This window comes from Streptomyces fildesensis, assembly GCF_016107395.1.
In the GTDB taxonomy this organism is placed as follows: Bacteria; Actinomycetota; Actinomycetes; order Streptomycetales; family Streptomycetaceae; genus Actinacidiphila; species Actinacidiphila fildesensis.
The window spans coordinates 152,990-168,283 of record NZ_JAAIKO010000008.1; the positions used below are offsets into that span (position 1 = coordinate 152,990).

Genomic DNA, 15,294 nt, shown 5'->3' on the forward strand with positions numbered 1-15,294 from the left:
GGTCGGATCGGCCGGGCAGAATCGCTACCAGGGGTGCCGTAGCTGGGCATTCCGGACGCGTGGGCGGGCGGCCGTGTGAGGGGAGCAGAAAGTTGAAGCCGATACAGGCGGCGCCGGGCGCCAGGCAGACGTTGCTGGCACTGGCGCTGGGGGCGCTGCTGTTGATGACCACCGCATGCGGTGGCGGCGGCACGAACACCGGCAGCACCGGCGGTGCCGGTGGTAACAAGCCGGCCGGTGCGCAGGCCGGCACGAGCGCCGACACCAAGGCCTCGGCGGCGGTGGTCACCATCACGCCGAAGGACGGCGCGAACAACGTGGCCACCAGTGGCGCGTTGAAGGTGACGGCCGCGAGCGGCAAGCTCACCTCGGTCATCGTCAAGGACGACAAGGGCACGTCGGTCAAGGGCGAGACAGCCGCGGACGGTGCCAGCTGGGCGCCGGACGAGCACCTGGGCACCTCCACCAAGTACACGGTGGACGCGATCGCCAAGGACGCCGACGGCCGTGAGTCCGCCAAGCACGCGGTGTTCACCACGATCACGCCGAAGGATTCCTTCGTCGGCTTCTACACGCCGGAGGACGGCCAGACCGTCGGCGTCGGCATGGAGGTCTCGCTCAACTTCAACCGGGCGATCACCAACAAGAAGGCCGTCGAGGCGGCCGTCCAGGTCACCGCTTCTCCGTCCGTCCCCGTCAAGGGCCACTGGTACGGCAACCAGCGTCTGGACCTGCGCCCCGAGCAGTACTGGGCGGCGGGCACCAAGGTGACGCTGAGCCTGCGGCTGGACGGCGTCGAAGGCGCCCCCGGCGTCTATGGCAAGCAGTCCAAGGACGTGAAGTTCACCATCGGCCGCAGCCAGGTCAGCGTGGTCGACGCCGCGAAGCACACCATGACGGTCAGCCGTAACGGCTCGGTGATCCGCACCATTCCGATCAGCTCGGGCGCCCCGGCGCACACCACGTACAACGGCAAGATGGTGATGACCGAGAAGTACGACGTGACCCGGATGAACGGCGACACGGTCGGCTTCGGCGGCGAGTACGACATCAAGGACGTACCGCACGCCATCCGCCTGACCAACTCGGGCACCTTCATCCACGGCAACTACTGGGCGGCCAAGTCGATCTTCGGCAACTCCAACACCAGCCACGGCTGTGTGGGGCTGTCCGACACCCGCGGTGCCGGTGACCCGTCCACCCCGGCCGCCTGGTTCTACAACCAGTCGATCGTGGGCGACGTCGTCCAGGTGATCAACTCCAAGGACAAGACGGTGCAGTGGTACAACGGCCTCAACGGCTGGAACCTCTCCTGGAGCGAGTGGACCAGCTGACCCGCTGACCAGTCGATGTGACCTCCGTCGCCGGGCGGGCCTGTTCTTCGGGCCCGCCCGGCGAAGTAGTCTCCGGACCATGACTGTGAGCCTCGAAGTCGCCGAAGGCGTCGGCACGATCCGCATCGACCGCCCGCCGATGAACGCACTGGACATCGCCACCCAGGACCGGCTGAAGGTGGTCGCGGAGGAGGCGGGGCGGCGCGACGACGTACGCGCCGTGATCGTCTGGGGCGGGGAGAAGGTGTTCGCCGCCGGCGCGGACATCAAGGAGATGCAGGCCATGTCCTACGAGGGCATGGTCGACCGCTCGCGCGCCCTCCAGGAGTCGTTCACCGCGGTCGCCCGCATCCCCAAGCCGGTGGTCGCCGCGATCACCGGCTACGCGCTGGGCGGCGGCTGCGAACTGGCGCTCTGCGCCGACATCCGCGTCGCGGCGGAGAACGCCAAGCTGGGCCAGCCGGAGATCCTGCTCGGTCTGATCCCGGGCGCCGGCGGCACCCAGCGGCTGAGCCGCCTGGTGGGTCCCTCCCGGGCCAAGGACCTGATCTTCACCGGCCGGATGGTGAAGGCCGAGGAGGCGCTGGCCATCGGCCTGGTCGACAAGGTCGTGCCCGCCGAGCAGGTCTACGCCGAGGCGCGCGCCTGGGCGGAACGCCTCGCCCGCGGCCCGGCGTACGCGCTGCGCGCGGCCAAGGAAGCGATCGACGGCGGTCTGGAGACCGACCTGGAGACCGGGCTGACCATCGAACGCACCCTGTTCGCCGGTCTGTTCGCGACGGCCGACCGCGAGACGGGCATGCGCAGCTTCGTCGAGGACGGACCGGGCAAGGCGAAGTTCCGTTAGTCCTGTCGTGCCGACGGGTCGGCCGAGGGTCCGCCGTGGACCCTCGGCCGGCCCATCACCCCTCTTTCGAGGGCCTGTTGACGTTGGGCCGACCGGGTGGGCCGACCTTAACGCAGTCTTAAGCGAACCTTAAAGAATCCCTGCCCTCAGTAGCCTGTAGCTGATCGTCAACGACTCATCACTGCAGGTCATCACGGCTTCTCGAGGGCGATCATTGTCCATGGCATATGCCTGAACACGCTTATGGAACCCCTCATTCCGGTCGGCCAATTCCCCCGGATCCACCCCGAACCGCCTCCTGTGCGGCCATGATGAACGCATGGCGGGCCGGGGAGCATCCGAGCAACCGCAGCGGGTGAGCATCGCCGCTGCGGCGTGGCCGTCGGCGGCCGCCGACGAGGCCGCTGCCAAAGCCCTCGATCTGGTCGGGGATCCGTCGGTGGAAGAGGTCCGGCTGACCTCGCGCCCCGAATCCGCCTCGACCGCGCGCCGGCTCTCCGTCTCGGTGCTGCGCCGGTGGTCGCTTCCGCAGCTCTCCGACACCGTCGAGTTACTGGTCTCGGAACTCGTCGGCAACGCCGTCCGGCACACCGGCGCCCGCACCTTCGGGATCCGGATGCTGCACCGCCGCGGCTGGATCCGCGTCGAGGTCCGCGATCCCTCGCGGGCGCTGCCCTGTCTGCTGCCGGTCCGCGAGCTCGACATCAGCGGCCGCGGCCTCTTCCTCGTCGACAAGCTCTCCGACCGCTGGGGCGTCGACCTCCAGCCACGCGGCAAGACGACGTGGTTCGAACTGCGCGTCCTGGACCGCTGAGCGCCCGTTCTCCGCCACAACGCGAAGAAGCCCTCCGGTGTCGCAGTGCGACACAGGGAGGGCCTCTTCGTACCGCCGCGGAGCAAGGGGGGTGTGGTCCGCGGCGCCTTGGGAACGGCTCAGCCCGGGTCAGTGGGGGCCGTTGGCACCGACTCTGACACAGGGGGTACGGAGCAGGCAAACCCACATATCGGACATTAGCTAATATTCTTCATCAATCACTTGCGTATAAGGGAGTGAACTGCGCCACTTGCCTTGTAAATAGCGGATAAGCAGTGTATCGATCTTGCATTCGAACGATTCGCTATGCAGTGGAGCGTATGGGCCGCGCGCCCATCAAGGGAGCCGCCGCCGCGCGCAGCTCGTCGCTCAGCGGGCTGGGGCGCAGGGTGGCCGGGTCCAGCTTGACCTGGGCGCGGCGTCCCGACGCGTGCACCACCTGGTGGTCGGCGGACAGCACGTGGAAGCCGTAGACGATGCTGGTGCGGCCCAGGTGCTCGATCCAGATGTGCACGGCCCCGTCGCCCGCGCCCAGGATCGGCGCCAGGTACTCGATGCGGAACTCGCGCACCGCGAGGAAGGTGTCGTCGTACTCGGTGCGGTCGGCGGTGTACGACCAGCCCCGGTCGACCCAGTAGGCGGTGATCGCGCGCTCGACGAACAGGGCGTAGCGGGCGTTGTGGACCATTCCCAGGGCGTCGAGATCGTCGAAGTGGATCTGGACGGGGAAGATCTGTGCGGCCGGTGCCTCTTGGGTGGCCGGTGGCTGGGCGGTGGTCGTCATGTCTCAGCTCTCCGGGAGGATCGAAGGGTCGGTGCAGCAGGATCTGAGCCGTTCCAGGACGGCCCGGTGCGCCTGGGCGAGGACGGTGGCCCGGTCCATGAGCCGGGAGCGGGTGACGACGGCCTCGCCGAGCGCGTCGATCTCGAACGTCAGCTGCGCGGCGTCCACGTCCGCCCGCAGCTCGCCGAGGGCGATCGCCTCCTCGACGAGGTCCTGGATGTGCCGCACCCAGTCGACGATCGACTGCGCGACGCGGTCGCGCACCGCGCCCGGCCGGTCGTCGAACTCCGTCTGCACCGCGGCGAAGAAGCAGCCGCCGGGCAGTACGTCCTCGGCGTAGAAGGCCAGCCGTGCCTCGTGCAGCGCGAGCAGCCGCCGCACGCCGGCCGGTGCGTCCTGCGCCGGCCGCATCACGAGCGCGCCCCACTGCTTGCGGGCCCGGTCGATCACGTCGAGCTGGAGCTGCTCCTTGTCCCGCCAGTGTGTGAACAGTCCGGACTTGCTCACCCCGAGCGCTCCGGACAGCCGTGCCAGCGAGAGTCCGTCCAGTCCGTCCACCGAGGCGAGCGCCACGGCCGTGTCCAGCACGGCTTGCCGCGTGCGCTCTCCGCGTACGCGTCTGCCGTCGGGCCGCTCGCTGTCTGCCATGGCCTCACCGTAACAGAAAGACGACCGACCGGTCGCACTTATTGTTGGGCCCGGAAACCCCGATAATCTGAGCCCGACCATCAGGCACAGAGAAGGGGCGGGTCACGTGGCGGACATCGAGGCAGCGAAGAGGGCATTCGGCCGGTATGACCTCGACAAGGACGGTCAGATCACCGCGGCCGAGTACAAGAAGGTCATGGCCGAGCTCGGGGACTTCCACACCACCGAGTCGGTCGCCCAGGCCGTGATCAACGCCGACGACACCGACGGTGACGGGCAGCTCTCGTGGGACGAGTTCTGGGCCAAGCTGCAGGGCTGACGCACAGAAGTGGGGCCCGGCACCATGACCGGTGCCGGGCCCCACTCGTTCCTGTTCCTGCCGCGAGGGCGGGTCTCGCTCAGACGATGTCGTAGAAGCCTTCACCGTCCATGTACCGCGCCGACAGGATGTTGTGCATGACGACGCTCTCGGTCTCGTGCACGAGGTACACGCGCATCGGGTACGTCCAGTCGTCGATCGAGCGGTGGATCTCGTCGCCGGGGTGCACGTTCAGCGTGATGTCGTGGAAGCTCTCCAGCCCGCGGAGCTCGGCCATCTTCGGATAGCCGACGAGCTTGCCGGCCGCCGGCGAGACCATGTTGACGATCCCGGCGTGCCGGGCGAGTTCATATCCGGCTTCCCAGCGCTCCAGGAAGCGCTCGGGGTCGACGTACGCGTCCACGGTCCAGTCCAGCTGGCTCTCGCCGATCGCGCCCTTGGCCGGCACATGCACGTCCGCACCGCAGATCCGGGCGGCGCTCTCGACCAGCCGCGGGCCCTGCGGCGTCAGCTTGAGCTCGGTGTGCGCGGGACCGTTGCGCACCCCCAGGGCGTCCAGGACCAGGCAGTTGTACTCGACCAGCGCGTCCTGCTCCACGCCATGACGGGGCATCAGCTGGGCGCCGGCCGCCATGTCGTGCACCCCGTTGGCGCCGAGGTGGTGCATCTTCCAGATGTCCGTGACGTGGTGCTTCCCGTCCAGGCTCACGGTGTTCACGATGTACTCGCTGCCGACCAGGTACTCCTGCGCCAGCACCGCGTGGTTGTGCAGCTCCAGCGCGCTCTCGGAGCCGAGCAGCGCCTCGAACGCGGCGCGCACCTGGTCCGCGTCGTCGCAGAAGAAGATGCCGTCGCTTCCCGCGCTCTTCAACGGCTTCAGCACGACCCGGCCTTCGGCCTCGCTGTGCCAGGCGAGCAGCGTGTCGAGGTCGGTGGCCAGGATCTGGCCGGTGCCCGGCACCCCGGCCTCCTTGACCGTCTCCATCATGCGGAACTTGTCCCGGCGGGACGGGCTCAGCGCCGTGCCGTTCGTCCGCAGGCCGAGCGCCTCGCTGAGCACGTCCGCGACCTCGACCCCGCTCTCGATGCCCGCCAGCAGACTGACCGGCGCGTGCGCGGCGAGGGCCGCGACCGTCGCGGCGACATCCCCCGCGTGCACGATGTTGGCGGTGAAGTCCGAGGCCCGGAAGCTCTTCTCGTACACCATCGGAATCGCCGGGGTGCTCTGGACGTGGACGCATTCATAGCCGCGCGCCTGGAAGAGCGGGGCAAGGGATCGTGCGCTCGAATACGCGTCGACGATGACGACCACGCGGGGAGCGGCGGGCTTGACGGTCATTCTTACCTCACCAATGGGCGATCCGGCAGGACGGACGGGGCGACGCGGGCTGGTCACTCGATTCCCAGGGCGGACATCATCGGGCGCAGCTTCGCGCAGGACTCCGCGTACTCCGCCTCGGGATCGGAGTCGGCCACGATGCCGCAGCCGGCGTACAGCGAGGCGGAGGGGCCGTCGACCAGGGCGGACCGGATGGTGACCGCGAACTGGCCCTGCCCGGAGCCGTCGGCCCAGCCGACCACTCCCGCGTACCAGCTCCGGTCCAGCCCCTCGTTGTCGGAGAGCCAGCTCAGCGACTCCTTGCGGGGGTGGCCGCCGAGGGCCGGGGTCGGGTGGAGACGGTCGACGAAGTCCAGGATTCCCGCGGTGGAGTCCGCGGCCAGCTCGCCGCGGACCTTCGTGGACAGATGCTGGACGTTGGCGAGCTTGACCACGCTCGGCTCCGCGTCGGAGGCGACATTGACGCACGAGTCCCGCAGCGCGTCGCGGAGCATCTGCACCACGACGTCGTGCTCGTGCTGGATCTTGGCGCTGCCGGCCAGTTCGAGGGCGAGAGCCGCGTCCTGTTCCGGGGTGAGCCCGCGGGGCGCCGTACCGGCCAGTCCCAGCGCGTGCACCGCCCGGCGGTTGACCCGTACGAGGTATTCGGGGGTCGCGCCGAGGAAGGTGTACTCCTCGTGGTCCACCGCGAAGACGGTGGTGCCGGGATAGGCGCTGCGCAGCCGGTTCACCGCGGTCGGCACGTCGAACGGGCTGGAAGCTGTGACCCGCAGCTCGCGCGCCAGCACCACCTTCTCGAAGTCGCCGTCCCGGATCCGGCCGGTCGCGCGGCGGACCAGGCCCTTCCAGTGGTCGGCGTCGGGCAACTCGGCGCTGGTGTGCGTCCGTTCGTCCGCGTACGCCAGTTTCCGGGCTTCGGCGGCGGCTTCGGGCGGAAGGCAGAGGTCGGCGAGGTGGAGCAGGCCGTTGGCCACCTGCTCGGGGTCGCTGTCGTGCAACAGAACGGCGTTCAGGCGCAGTTCGGCCGGGCCGGGCCGGTCGGCGGCGGCCTGGTCGGGCACCGTGCCACGGATCTGCAGGGCGGGCACCCACATCAGGGCGTCCGGAAGGCGTCCCTTCTCCGGGGCGTTCTCGGGGCTGAAGGCGAAACCGCCGATGGCCAGCGGGCCTTCGCCCGTGGGCAGTTCGGCGACCGCCGTTCCGCCGGTGACGAGGTCCCGGGTCAGCGCCTGCCATCCGTCGCGGACGGACGCGACACGGTTCTCGCCCCGTCCCCGCAGATCGCGCGCCGATCCGATCGCGACGACGGATCCGCGGTCCCATGCCGACTGCCACAGGAACGAACGCGGCGTACCGCGACGGGCACGGCTCCAGATGGCGACGGGGTCGGCGAGGGTGAGCGGTTTGGCCCAGCTGACGAGGACCAGACGCTGGCTGCGGCGGGCCTGGTCGAGGGCGCGCCGGCAGGTGGCGAGGAGGCTGTCCCGGTCGGCGCGGTCGAGCAACGCGACGGGTCGTTCACGGGTGACCACTGGTGCGGCAGCGGAGGTCATGCCTAGTACACCCCTTCGACAGCGGTCTGGCCGCCGGCCACGGTGAGCGGCCTGATGTCGGCCAGCCCGTCCTGGGGGTACTTCGCGGTGGGTGCGATGCGCAGTACGGAGTCGCGCTCCAGCGTCCAGGGCAGCAGCAGGTCCCGGGAGACGAGGCTGATCTTCGCCTGCCCGCGCTCGCCGTGGGCCACGGAGGTGCCGGTGTTCTCGGGGTCCACCACCTTGACCCGGCTGAACGGGTGGAAGGGGATGAAGACACAGCGTTCGTCGTCCCGTTCGCCGTCCCGCGGGCGCTGCGGGGCGATGCCCATCATGGTGTTGCCGTACAGGCCGACCACGGCGGCATCGGGGAAGAGCTCGTCCTCGAAGACCCGGAGCGTCTCGGGGCTCACGCTGGTGCCGGCCCAGATGATGCCGCGCACCTTCCGCTGCACCAGATCCAGCAGCTTCTCGTCGGCGGCCAGCGCTTCGAGCACCGGCGGGGTGGCGAAGAGGACGGAGACGGGCTGGGTGGAGAGGATGTCCTGGGCCTGCGCCAGGATGTGCTTCACATAGCGGGCGGCCTCATCGGTCCTGCCCTGCTTGACGCTGTTCTTGACCCAGCGCGGGTCGAAGTCGATGTAGTGGCAGAACGTGCCGCGCATTTGCGCCAGCAGCCCGATGGAACGGCCGACGATGTGCGGTCCGGTGGGGCCGAGATGCAGCCAGTGGCCCTCGCCCTCGCCCGGGACCTTGTGATCGGCGAGCACCTCGCTCACCCAGTGGACACCGTTGCGGCGCGACCGCGATTCCACGATGCGTTTGGGCCGTCCCGTGGTGCCCCCGCTGTCGAAGACCTGGAAGTCCCAGCCCTCCCTGCCGATCCCGGCGGGGACCAGCGCGTCGACCGGGACGTCCTTCCACTCGTCGCTGACGTCCGGGAAGAGGTCGAGGTCGTCCCAGGTGTGGACGTCGGTGAGCGGATTGAAGTCCAGCTCGGCCGCGCGCTTCACCCAGTACGGCGAGCCGGTGGCGGGGGAGAAGTGCCACTGCATCGCGGCGTGGATGAAGTCCTCAGGCGCGAGATCGGCGGTTAACGGGTCGACGATGTGCTCGGACATGCGGTGTCTCCAAGGAAGGTGGGGATCAGACCCGGGCGAGGGAGTGGGTGAGGGCCGGCGACAGGGTGCGCCCCACGGCCTCCACGACCGGCTTGAGCCGGCCCATGAGGGTGCCGAACTGCTCACCGCTGAGGGCCTGGGCGCCGTCGCACATCGCGTTCGAGGCGTCCGTGTGGACATCGACGATTAGTCCGTCGGCGCCGCACGCGGCCGCCGCCAGGGACATCGGCGCGACGAGGTGCGGCTTGCCCGTGCTGTGGCTCGGGTCGACGATCACCGGCAGATGGGTGAGCCGCTTGGCCTCGGCCACCGCACTGAGGTCCAGGGTGAACCGGGTGCCGCGCTCGAAGCTGCGGATACCGCGCTCGCACAGGACGACGTCGCTGTTCCCCATGTGCAGCACGTACTCGGCCGCGAGCAGCCACTCCTCGATGGTGGCGGACATCCCGCGCTTGAGGAGGACGGGCCGGCCGGAGGCTCCCGCCTCGCGCAGCAGCTCGAAGTTCTGCATGTTGCGCGCACCGATCTGGAGCATGTCGCTCTCCTCGGCGACGGATTCCACGTCTCCCGGGGTCACGACCTCGGTGACGACCGGCAGGCCGGTCCGCTTCCGCTGCTCGGCGAGGAGGGTCAGCCCCGCGAGTCCCAGCCCCTGGAAGCTGTACGGGGAGGTCCGGGGCTTGAACGCGCCGCCGCGCAGCATGACGGCGCCGCTCGCGACTACCGAGTCCACCACGGCGTTCATCTGCGCCGGGCTCTCGACCGCGCAGGGACCGGCGATGACGGCGAATCCGGTGCCGCCGAACACCGCTCCGCCGGCGGAGCCGAGCGTCACCTGGGTGTCCTCGGGACGGAACACCCGGCTGGTCAACCGCTGCGATCCGGACACCACGACCACCCGGTCGACGCCGGGCGCCTTCTCCAGAACCGTTGCCAGATCAGGCCCGTCGGTTCCTTCTGTGATGAGCACTGTGACGCCCGCCACAGTGCTGGATATCGGAATCAGGCCACTGCCCCGAAGTAATTCATTTACGGATTCAACTTGTTCGCGGGCAGCCTGCGGACTCATTACCACAATCATGGGAGTGCCTTCCAAGGGACTGTCGGGAGTGCTCCGATGGAGCTCAGGGGGAGTGCCACCCAGTCGTGGTCGTGGCATCGCTTTTCACTGAGACTCGTCCCCCCGGAAAGATCTTCTTCCGGACAGTAACCCAGAAGTGAAGGGATTGCCAAGCGTATTCTTCCTGTGCTGTCATCGCCGTGCCGTCCTCAGGCAGGGCGGATGCCGTTGGCCGAAAGATGTTTCGTTGGCCGAAACCGAACAACATGAACAGCGGGGGTACGACATGAAGATGGTCGATATCAGCCAGGGTTGGTACGAGGGAATGCCTTCCTATAACGCCTCGTGGTATCCGAAGTTTGGTATACGCAAGGCGATGACCCCGGAGACCGACCCGGCCGGCGGCGGCCGGACCTTCTCGGATCTGCAGATTTTCCCGCACAACGGAACCCATGTGGAATCCGGATTCCACTTCTACGAGGACGGCGCGAAAATCGACGAGGTCCCGCTGGAGACCTTCGTCGGCCGGGTGGTCATCGCGGACCTTTCCGGCCACCGTGACCTCGACCCCGTCACCGGCGACGAACTGGAGAAGGCGGTCCGCGACGTATGGCAGGCCGGGGACCGTCTGCTGATCCGTACCGACCACCCGAACCGGTACCTGGGGCGCGAGGACTACTGGGACAAGCCGCCCTATCTCACCCTGTCCTCGGCGGACTGGATGGTCGACAACGACGTCCGGCTCGTCGGCATGGACTGCATCACGGAGCGGCCGGACGACCGCAGCGGGCAGGTGCACCGGCGGCTGCTGGCCGCCAACATCCCGATCCTGGAGAACATCCAGAACCTCGACCAGATCGACAACCAGGTCGCCCAACTGATGGCGCTTCCCATCAAGATTTCCGGCGTGGAAGCCGCCCCGGCCCGCGCCGTGGTGTTCGACGGATGGCCGGTCTGACCCCCTCGGCGGAACACTCACACAAGGGGGTCCACATGGCTGGAAATCAGACAGCCGTTTCTCTGAAAGAAGCCGGGAACCAAACAGCCGCCGCCATCGACGAAGGCCTCGAAGCGGCGCTGGATCTGCTCGGTGATCCATTACCGGACACCGGCAGAGGCGACCGTGTCGTCATCAAGCCAAACACGATCCAGCGAAAACCGGGTTTTCGGACAGGCTCGTGTCTGCGGCCGGAACTGCTGCCGGCGCGGGCTATACGCGCGTCCGCGCGCGGTGCTGAAGTTCGCATTGCCGGGTGCACCCGGGTGCACCAGGAACTACCGCGCGAAAGCCAGTTCCACAAGTGCGCTCCGGTGGCCGGTTCCGCCGGCCCGCCGTTACGCATTGTGCAGGTTTGCAGCGCAAGATCGTTGCGGGCGCTGAACGCCGTTCCCGATATCGTCACCGAGGGTGATTTCTTCTCGCGTCCCCTTTCCCGGCCGGTACCCGAGGAGTTGGTCTGACGTGTTGTCCATACCCGTGCTCCGCGACGGGGAGGAGCGGAGCTCCCGCGACACGCGTGTGCTGCACGGCGTGAACGGCGCTCCCCTTGCCACCGTCCATGAAGCACCCGCCCTGGTGACCAGGCTCACCGTCAAACGCATGCGCGAAGCACCGCGGATGACGTCGGACGAGCGCCTCGCGGTGCTCGCCGACGCGGGCCGCCGGTTCGCCGGGGCCACCCTGGGCGGACAGACCCCGGAGGAGTACTGCCGTATCCAGGCACTCGTCTCCGGTGTGCCCATCAGCGTGGCCCGCCAGACCCTCGGCCGGATGCAGAACGACTGCGGGCTGCTCGGCGACGTCGTCGCGCGGCAGTCCCCGGTCGGCGCAGGCCGCACCGCCCGCTGGGTGCGCCGCGGTTCCGTCTTCGGTGTCGTGGCCCCCAGCAACCACCCGGCCACCCACGGAGCCTGGCTCCAGGCCGTGGCGCTGGGGTACCGGGTCGTGGTGCGCCCTGGCACCCGTGACCCCGTCACCCCGCTGCGCCTGGTCCGGGCGTTGCTGGAGGCAGGTCTCGATCCCGGCTGGATCAGCCTGCTGCCCGGGTCGCACGCCGCCGCCGACGCTCTCGTGGACGCGGCCGATCTGGCCCTGGTCTACGGCAGCGAGGCCACGGTGGCCCGGCTGCGCGGCAACGACCGGGTGCTGGTCCGCGGTCCCGGCCGGAGCAAGATCCTCGTGGACGGTCCGGTCGACGAGGCGGTCCTGGACCATCTCGTCGCCGAGATCTCCGCGGACGGCGGGGTGCGGTGCACCAACACCACCGCGGTCCTCACCTCGGGCGACCACCGTGCCCTGGCCGAGGCGTTGGCCGAAAGACTGGCCTCGCTGCCGGCCCTTCCGGTCACCGACGAGGGGGCCGTCCTTCCCGTCCGTCCCCGCAAGGAGGCGGCGGGCCTGCGGGCGGCCCTCGACCGGGCGGCACAGGGCGCCGTCGATCTGACGGAGCGGTACTACGAGGCGGACGGCGGTCCGGTGACCGTCGTCGACGAGGACGCCGCGGCCCTGCGGCCCGCGGTGATGTGCGTGGACCGGTCCGACCACCCGGGGCTCGGCACGGAACTGCCGTTCCCCTGCGTATGGGTGGCGCCCTGGCAGCCGTCGGAGGGCATCGGCCCGCTGGACGACTCCCTGGCCCTGACCCTCCTCACCGACAACGCGGCGCTCGTCGACGAAGCCCTGGACACCCCCGGCATCCGCACGGTCCTGCACGGCAGGGTCCCGGGCTGGTACCGGGATCCGTATCTGCCGCACGACGGGTACATCGGGCAGTTCCTCAAGGAGGCCCGTGGTTTCGCCGGGTCGTGAAACCAGCGGTGCCCCGACCGACCGCTCCCAGGTCATTCAGAAGATAGTGAGGTGATGGACATGTCTGCTGCCTGTCCCGACATCCCGATCGTCGTCCTTCCCGAGAACAACGTGGTGCGCGGCCGCACCAGCCCGGCCGCACCGGTCGGTACCGCCCTGACCACGGCCACCGACGCGCTGATGCGTCTGCACGGCGAACTGCTGAACCCGGCGGGAGCCGGCGACGCGGTCCGCAAGGCGATGGACGCGGCGGTCGAGGAGACCGACCGGCTCGCCGTCGAGGCCATGGTCGTCCCCATGGACGCCGCGGCGCTGAAGCCGATCGTTCCCAACCACGAGTACTTCGGGGTCCGCACGGCGCCGGTCGACGACGCCCGGCTCGTCTCGGAAGTGACGACGATCATCGCGCGGACGCTCCGCGATCTGCGCGACGCGCGGCTGGATCTGAACGATCAGGCCTACGAGGTCCACGCCATGGCCAAGATCCTGGAGGGCCTGGCGCCGCGCGACGCCGCGGCGCCCTCCGGCGGGACCCCCACGGGGGGCCGGAGCCCGTACGTTCCGGGCAACGACGAGCTGACGCGGTGGGTCATCACCCACCACTTCTACTTCGTGCTCAACCTCGCGGCGGCCGAGGCCGTCTCCCGGGCGGCCGCCGGGCTGGTGGACGGGGACCGCGACGCGGCCTTCGACGCCCTCCAGGAGGCGATCGCCTATGTCCGCGGCTTCACCGCGGCCATGATCCACTCCGGGGACATGTCGGCTCCGTGCTACGACGCGAAGGTCCGCCCGACCATGCAACCGCCGGCCGTGCCGGTGGCACTCACCGGCCGGACGCAGCCCGAGCACAAGGCGTTCCGCAAAGCCATGCGGAACCTCGTCAAGGTCTCCGCGCAACCCTTCGCCGAACTGGCGGCGACCGACCCCGAACTGGCGCTCGCCCGCGACGCGTTGCTCGAGGCCGATCTGCAGGACATCGAGCGGCACATCAGCGTGACGGCCGGTCTGGTCGGTGACGACCGCTCGATCGTCCAGGGCGAGGCGTCGGCCGAGAGCGCGGTCGGCGTGCTGCGCACCATGCGGCACTCCCGGGCGGAGCTGTACCGCGACCTGATGAGGTTCGGTGACCCGGTGACCCTCATCGGGGCCTGAACGACGCAGAGTTGACCGGGCGGTCCGGCCGGGGTCGTCCTCACCGACGATCCCGGCCGGACCGCCCGCCCCCCCGTCCCCCCGGAAGGGAACAGCGTGACGAAGACCGCACAAGTCCGTGCCGAGGCACCTCCGTTCACTCTCGTGGCGACCCTGGCCGGGCTGTCCGCGCTCGGCCCGCTGTCGATCGACATGTACCTCCCCGCGCTGCCCGAGCTCGGCAGGGACCTCGGCGGCGGCGCATCCCTGATCCAGCTCACCCTCACCGCCTGCCTCGTCGGGCTCGCGCTCGGCCAGGCGGTGGCAGGCCCCGCCAGCGACCTGCTGGGACGGCGCCGGCTGCTGCTCGGCGGCGTCATCGGCTACACCGTGGCGTCGCTGCTGTGCGTCATCGCGCCGAACGTCTGGTTCCTGATCGCGTTCCGGCTGCTCCAGGGCGCCTCGGGCGGCACCGCGATCGTGATCGCCCGCGCCGTGGTCCGGGACCGCAACGAAGGGGCCGCGGCGGCCCGCTTCTTCGCCAGCCTCGTCCAGGTCAGCGCGCTCGCGCCGATCGTGGCGCCCCTGGCCGGCGGGGCGCTGCTCCAGATCATGCCCTGGCGCGGGCTGTTCGCCGTCATCACCGGGCTCGGCGCGGTGCTGGTCGTCGTCGTGTACCGCGGCATGCCCGAGACGCTGGCACCGGAGGACCGGCGCGGCGACGGGCCCAAGGCCGTGCTCGTGACGTTCGGCAAGCTGGCCGCCGACCGGGCCTTCGCCGGCTACATGCTCACCGGCGGGCTGGCCTTCGCCGCGATGTTCACGTACATCTCCGGATCGCCGTTCGTGATCCAGGAGGTCTACGACCTGCCCCAGCTGGCGTTCGCCGGCATCTTCGCGGCGAACGGCGCGGGCATCGTCATCGCCGGCCGCGTCGGCGCCCGGCTGCTGGACCGGCACGGCTCCCGCCGGCTGCTCGGCATCGGTCTGACCGTCGCCGCCGTCGGCAGTCTGACCGTGGTGAGCTCTCTGGCGGCCGGGCTCTGGACGCTGCTGCCCGGCCTCTTCCTGGTGGTCGCGCCGATCGGGCTCATCCTGCCGAACTCGATGGCCCTCGCACTGTCCGGCCGCCCCCCGCGGATGGCGGGCACCGCCTCCGCCCTCATGGGCCTGGCCCAGTTCGCCCTCGGCGGCCTCGCCGCCCCGATGGCCGGCCTCGGCGGTTCCGACACCTCGGTCCCGATGGCCCTGGTCATCGCCGGCCTGAGCCTGTCCGCCCTCGCCGCCTTCCGGCTGACCCCGCGGCCGCCGGTGACGGCCTGAACCCCTGGCCCGGTGAGCCTCGCCGACCGTTGCCAGAGATCGTCCGGCAACAAGCGGAACGCGTGGTGCGGAGTCAAGGGCCGCACTGCGCGGAAATCACGGCGGTCCAGGGTGAGTACGGCATCGCTGCGGTACTCGGCGGCCAGAGCCACGTTCACCGCGTCCGCGAGGTCCAGGTCCAGGTCGGCGTAGCGCCGTTGGACGGCTTGCGCCGTGCGCTAACGCATGTACTT

15 protein-coding genes and 1 pseudogene are annotated in these 15,294 nt (G+C 69.7%); 9 read left to right on the forward strand and 7 right to left on the reverse strand.

Annotation, left to right across the window (positions count from 1 at the left end):
• Positions 1-59: 59 nt before the first annotated feature.
• The 3 genes from C6N31_RS15320 (at position 60) to C6N31_RS15330 (ending at position 2,995) form a co-directional block, all read left to right on the forward strand.
• Positions 60-1,334 (forward strand): L,D-transpeptidase, encoded by a 1,275-nt coding sequence (locus tag C6N31_RS15320; protein WP_381586251.1) that lies wholly within the window; start codon positions 60-62, stop codon positions 1,332-1,334.
• Between the two features lie 79 nt (positions 1,335-1,413).
• A complete protein-coding gene (locus C6N31_RS15325; protein WP_138354893.1) occupies positions 1,414-2,181 on the forward strand; it encodes an enoyl-CoA hydratase/isomerase family protein in 768 nt (255 codons plus the stop codon).
• 319 nt (positions 2,182-2,500) lie between these two features.
• Complete coding sequence (locus tag C6N31_RS15330; protein ID WP_138354894.1) at positions 2,501-2,995, forward strand: ATP-binding protein; 495 nt, start codon at positions 2,501-2,503, stop codon at positions 2,993-2,995.
• A 304-nt stretch (positions 2,996-3,299) separates the two neighbouring features.
• Here C6N31_RS15330 and C6N31_RS15335 read toward each other — a convergent pair whose 3' ends face one another.
• Both C6N31_RS15335 and C6N31_RS15340 read right to left on the reverse strand, forming a co-directional pair.
• Positions 3,300-3,779 (reverse strand): acyl-CoA thioesterase, encoded by a 480-nt coding sequence (locus C6N31_RS15335; protein WP_138354895.1) that lies wholly within the window; start codon positions 3,777-3,779, stop codon positions 3,300-3,302.
• 3 nt (positions 3,780-3,782) lie between these two features.
• Positions 3,783-4,427, reverse strand: coding sequence for a TetR/AcrR family transcriptional regulator (locus C6N31_RS15340; RefSeq protein WP_198357685.1), 645 nt, complete (start codon positions 4,425-4,427; stop codon positions 3,783-3,785).
• Between the two features lie 106 nt (positions 4,428-4,533).
• On the opposite strand from C6N31_RS15340, the gene C6N31_RS15345 reads away from it, so the two are divergent.
• A complete protein-coding gene (locus C6N31_RS15345) occupies positions 4,534-4,746 on the forward strand; it encodes an EF-hand domain-containing protein (protein ID WP_198357686.1) in 213 nt (70 codons plus the stop codon).
• Between the two features lie 79 nt (positions 4,747-4,825).
• Here the strand turns inward: C6N31_RS15345 and C6N31_RS15350 are convergent, their stop codons facing one another.
• From C6N31_RS15350 to aroF, 4 genes are read right to left on the reverse strand one after another with little or no spacing between them, the layout of a single operon-like run.
• Complete coding sequence (locus C6N31_RS15350; RefSeq protein WP_164296628.1) at positions 4,826-6,085, reverse strand: ATP-grasp domain-containing protein; 1,260 nt, start codon at positions 6,083-6,085, stop codon at positions 4,826-4,828.
• A 53-nt stretch (positions 6,086-6,138) separates the two neighbouring features.
• Complete coding sequence (locus C6N31_RS15355) at positions 6,139-7,638, reverse strand: isochorismate synthase (protein ID WP_198357687.1); 1,500 nt, start codon at positions 7,636-7,638, stop codon at positions 6,139-6,141.
• A gap of 2 nt (positions 7,639-7,640) precedes the next feature.
• Positions 7,641-8,738, reverse strand: a complete 1,098-nt coding sequence (locus tag C6N31_RS15360) for an AMP-binding protein (protein WP_138354900.1) — start codon at positions 8,736-8,738, stop codon at positions 7,641-7,643.
• Between the two features lie 25 nt (positions 8,739-8,763).
• Positions 8,764-9,819 carry a 3-deoxy-7-phosphoheptulonate synthase gene (gene aroF, locus C6N31_RS15365; RefSeq protein WP_164296632.1) on the reverse strand — a complete coding sequence of 352 codons (1,056 nt, stop codon included), beginning with the start codon at positions 9,817-9,819 and terminating at the stop codon, positions 8,764-8,766.
• Between the two features lie 271 nt (positions 9,820-10,090).
• Between aroF and C6N31_RS15370 the strand changes: the two genes are divergently transcribed.
• From C6N31_RS15370 to C6N31_RS15390, 5 genes are all read left to right on the forward strand, one after another.
• Positions 10,091-10,756 carry a cyclase family protein gene (locus tag C6N31_RS15370; protein WP_269770774.1) on the forward strand — a complete coding sequence of 222 codons (666 nt, stop codon included), beginning with the start codon at positions 10,091-10,093 and terminating at the stop codon, positions 10,754-10,756.
• A 35-nt stretch (positions 10,757-10,791) separates the two neighbouring features.
• Positions 10,792-11,259, forward strand: a complete 468-nt coding sequence (locus C6N31_RS15375) for a hypothetical protein (RefSeq protein ID WP_198357688.1) — start codon at positions 10,792-10,794, stop codon at positions 11,257-11,259.
• A 1-nt stretch (position 11,260) separates the two neighbouring features.
• Positions 11,261-12,607, forward strand: a complete 1,347-nt coding sequence (locus tag C6N31_RS15380; RefSeq protein WP_198357689.1) for an aldehyde dehydrogenase family protein — start codon at positions 11,261-11,263, stop codon at positions 12,605-12,607.
• A gap of 60 nt (positions 12,608-12,667) precedes the next feature.
• Positions 12,668-13,759 carry a 3-methyl-L-tyrosine peroxygenase-related protein gene (locus C6N31_RS15385; protein WP_138354904.1) on the forward strand — a complete coding sequence of 364 codons (1,092 nt, stop codon included), beginning with the start codon at positions 12,668-12,670 and terminating at the stop codon, positions 13,757-13,759.
• 96 nt (positions 13,760-13,855) lie between these two features.
• Entirely contained in the window at positions 13,856-15,061 is a 1,206-nt protein-coding gene (locus tag C6N31_RS15390) for a multidrug effflux MFS transporter (protein ID WP_138354905.1), read from the forward strand.
• Between the two features lie 35 nt (positions 15,062-15,096).
• Here C6N31_RS15390 and C6N31_RS43825 read toward each other — a convergent pair.
• Positions 15,097-15,273: pseudogene (locus C6N31_RS43825) on the reverse strand (PIN domain-containing protein); the annotation flags it as partial.
• Positions 15,274-15,294 lie beyond the last annotated feature (21 nt).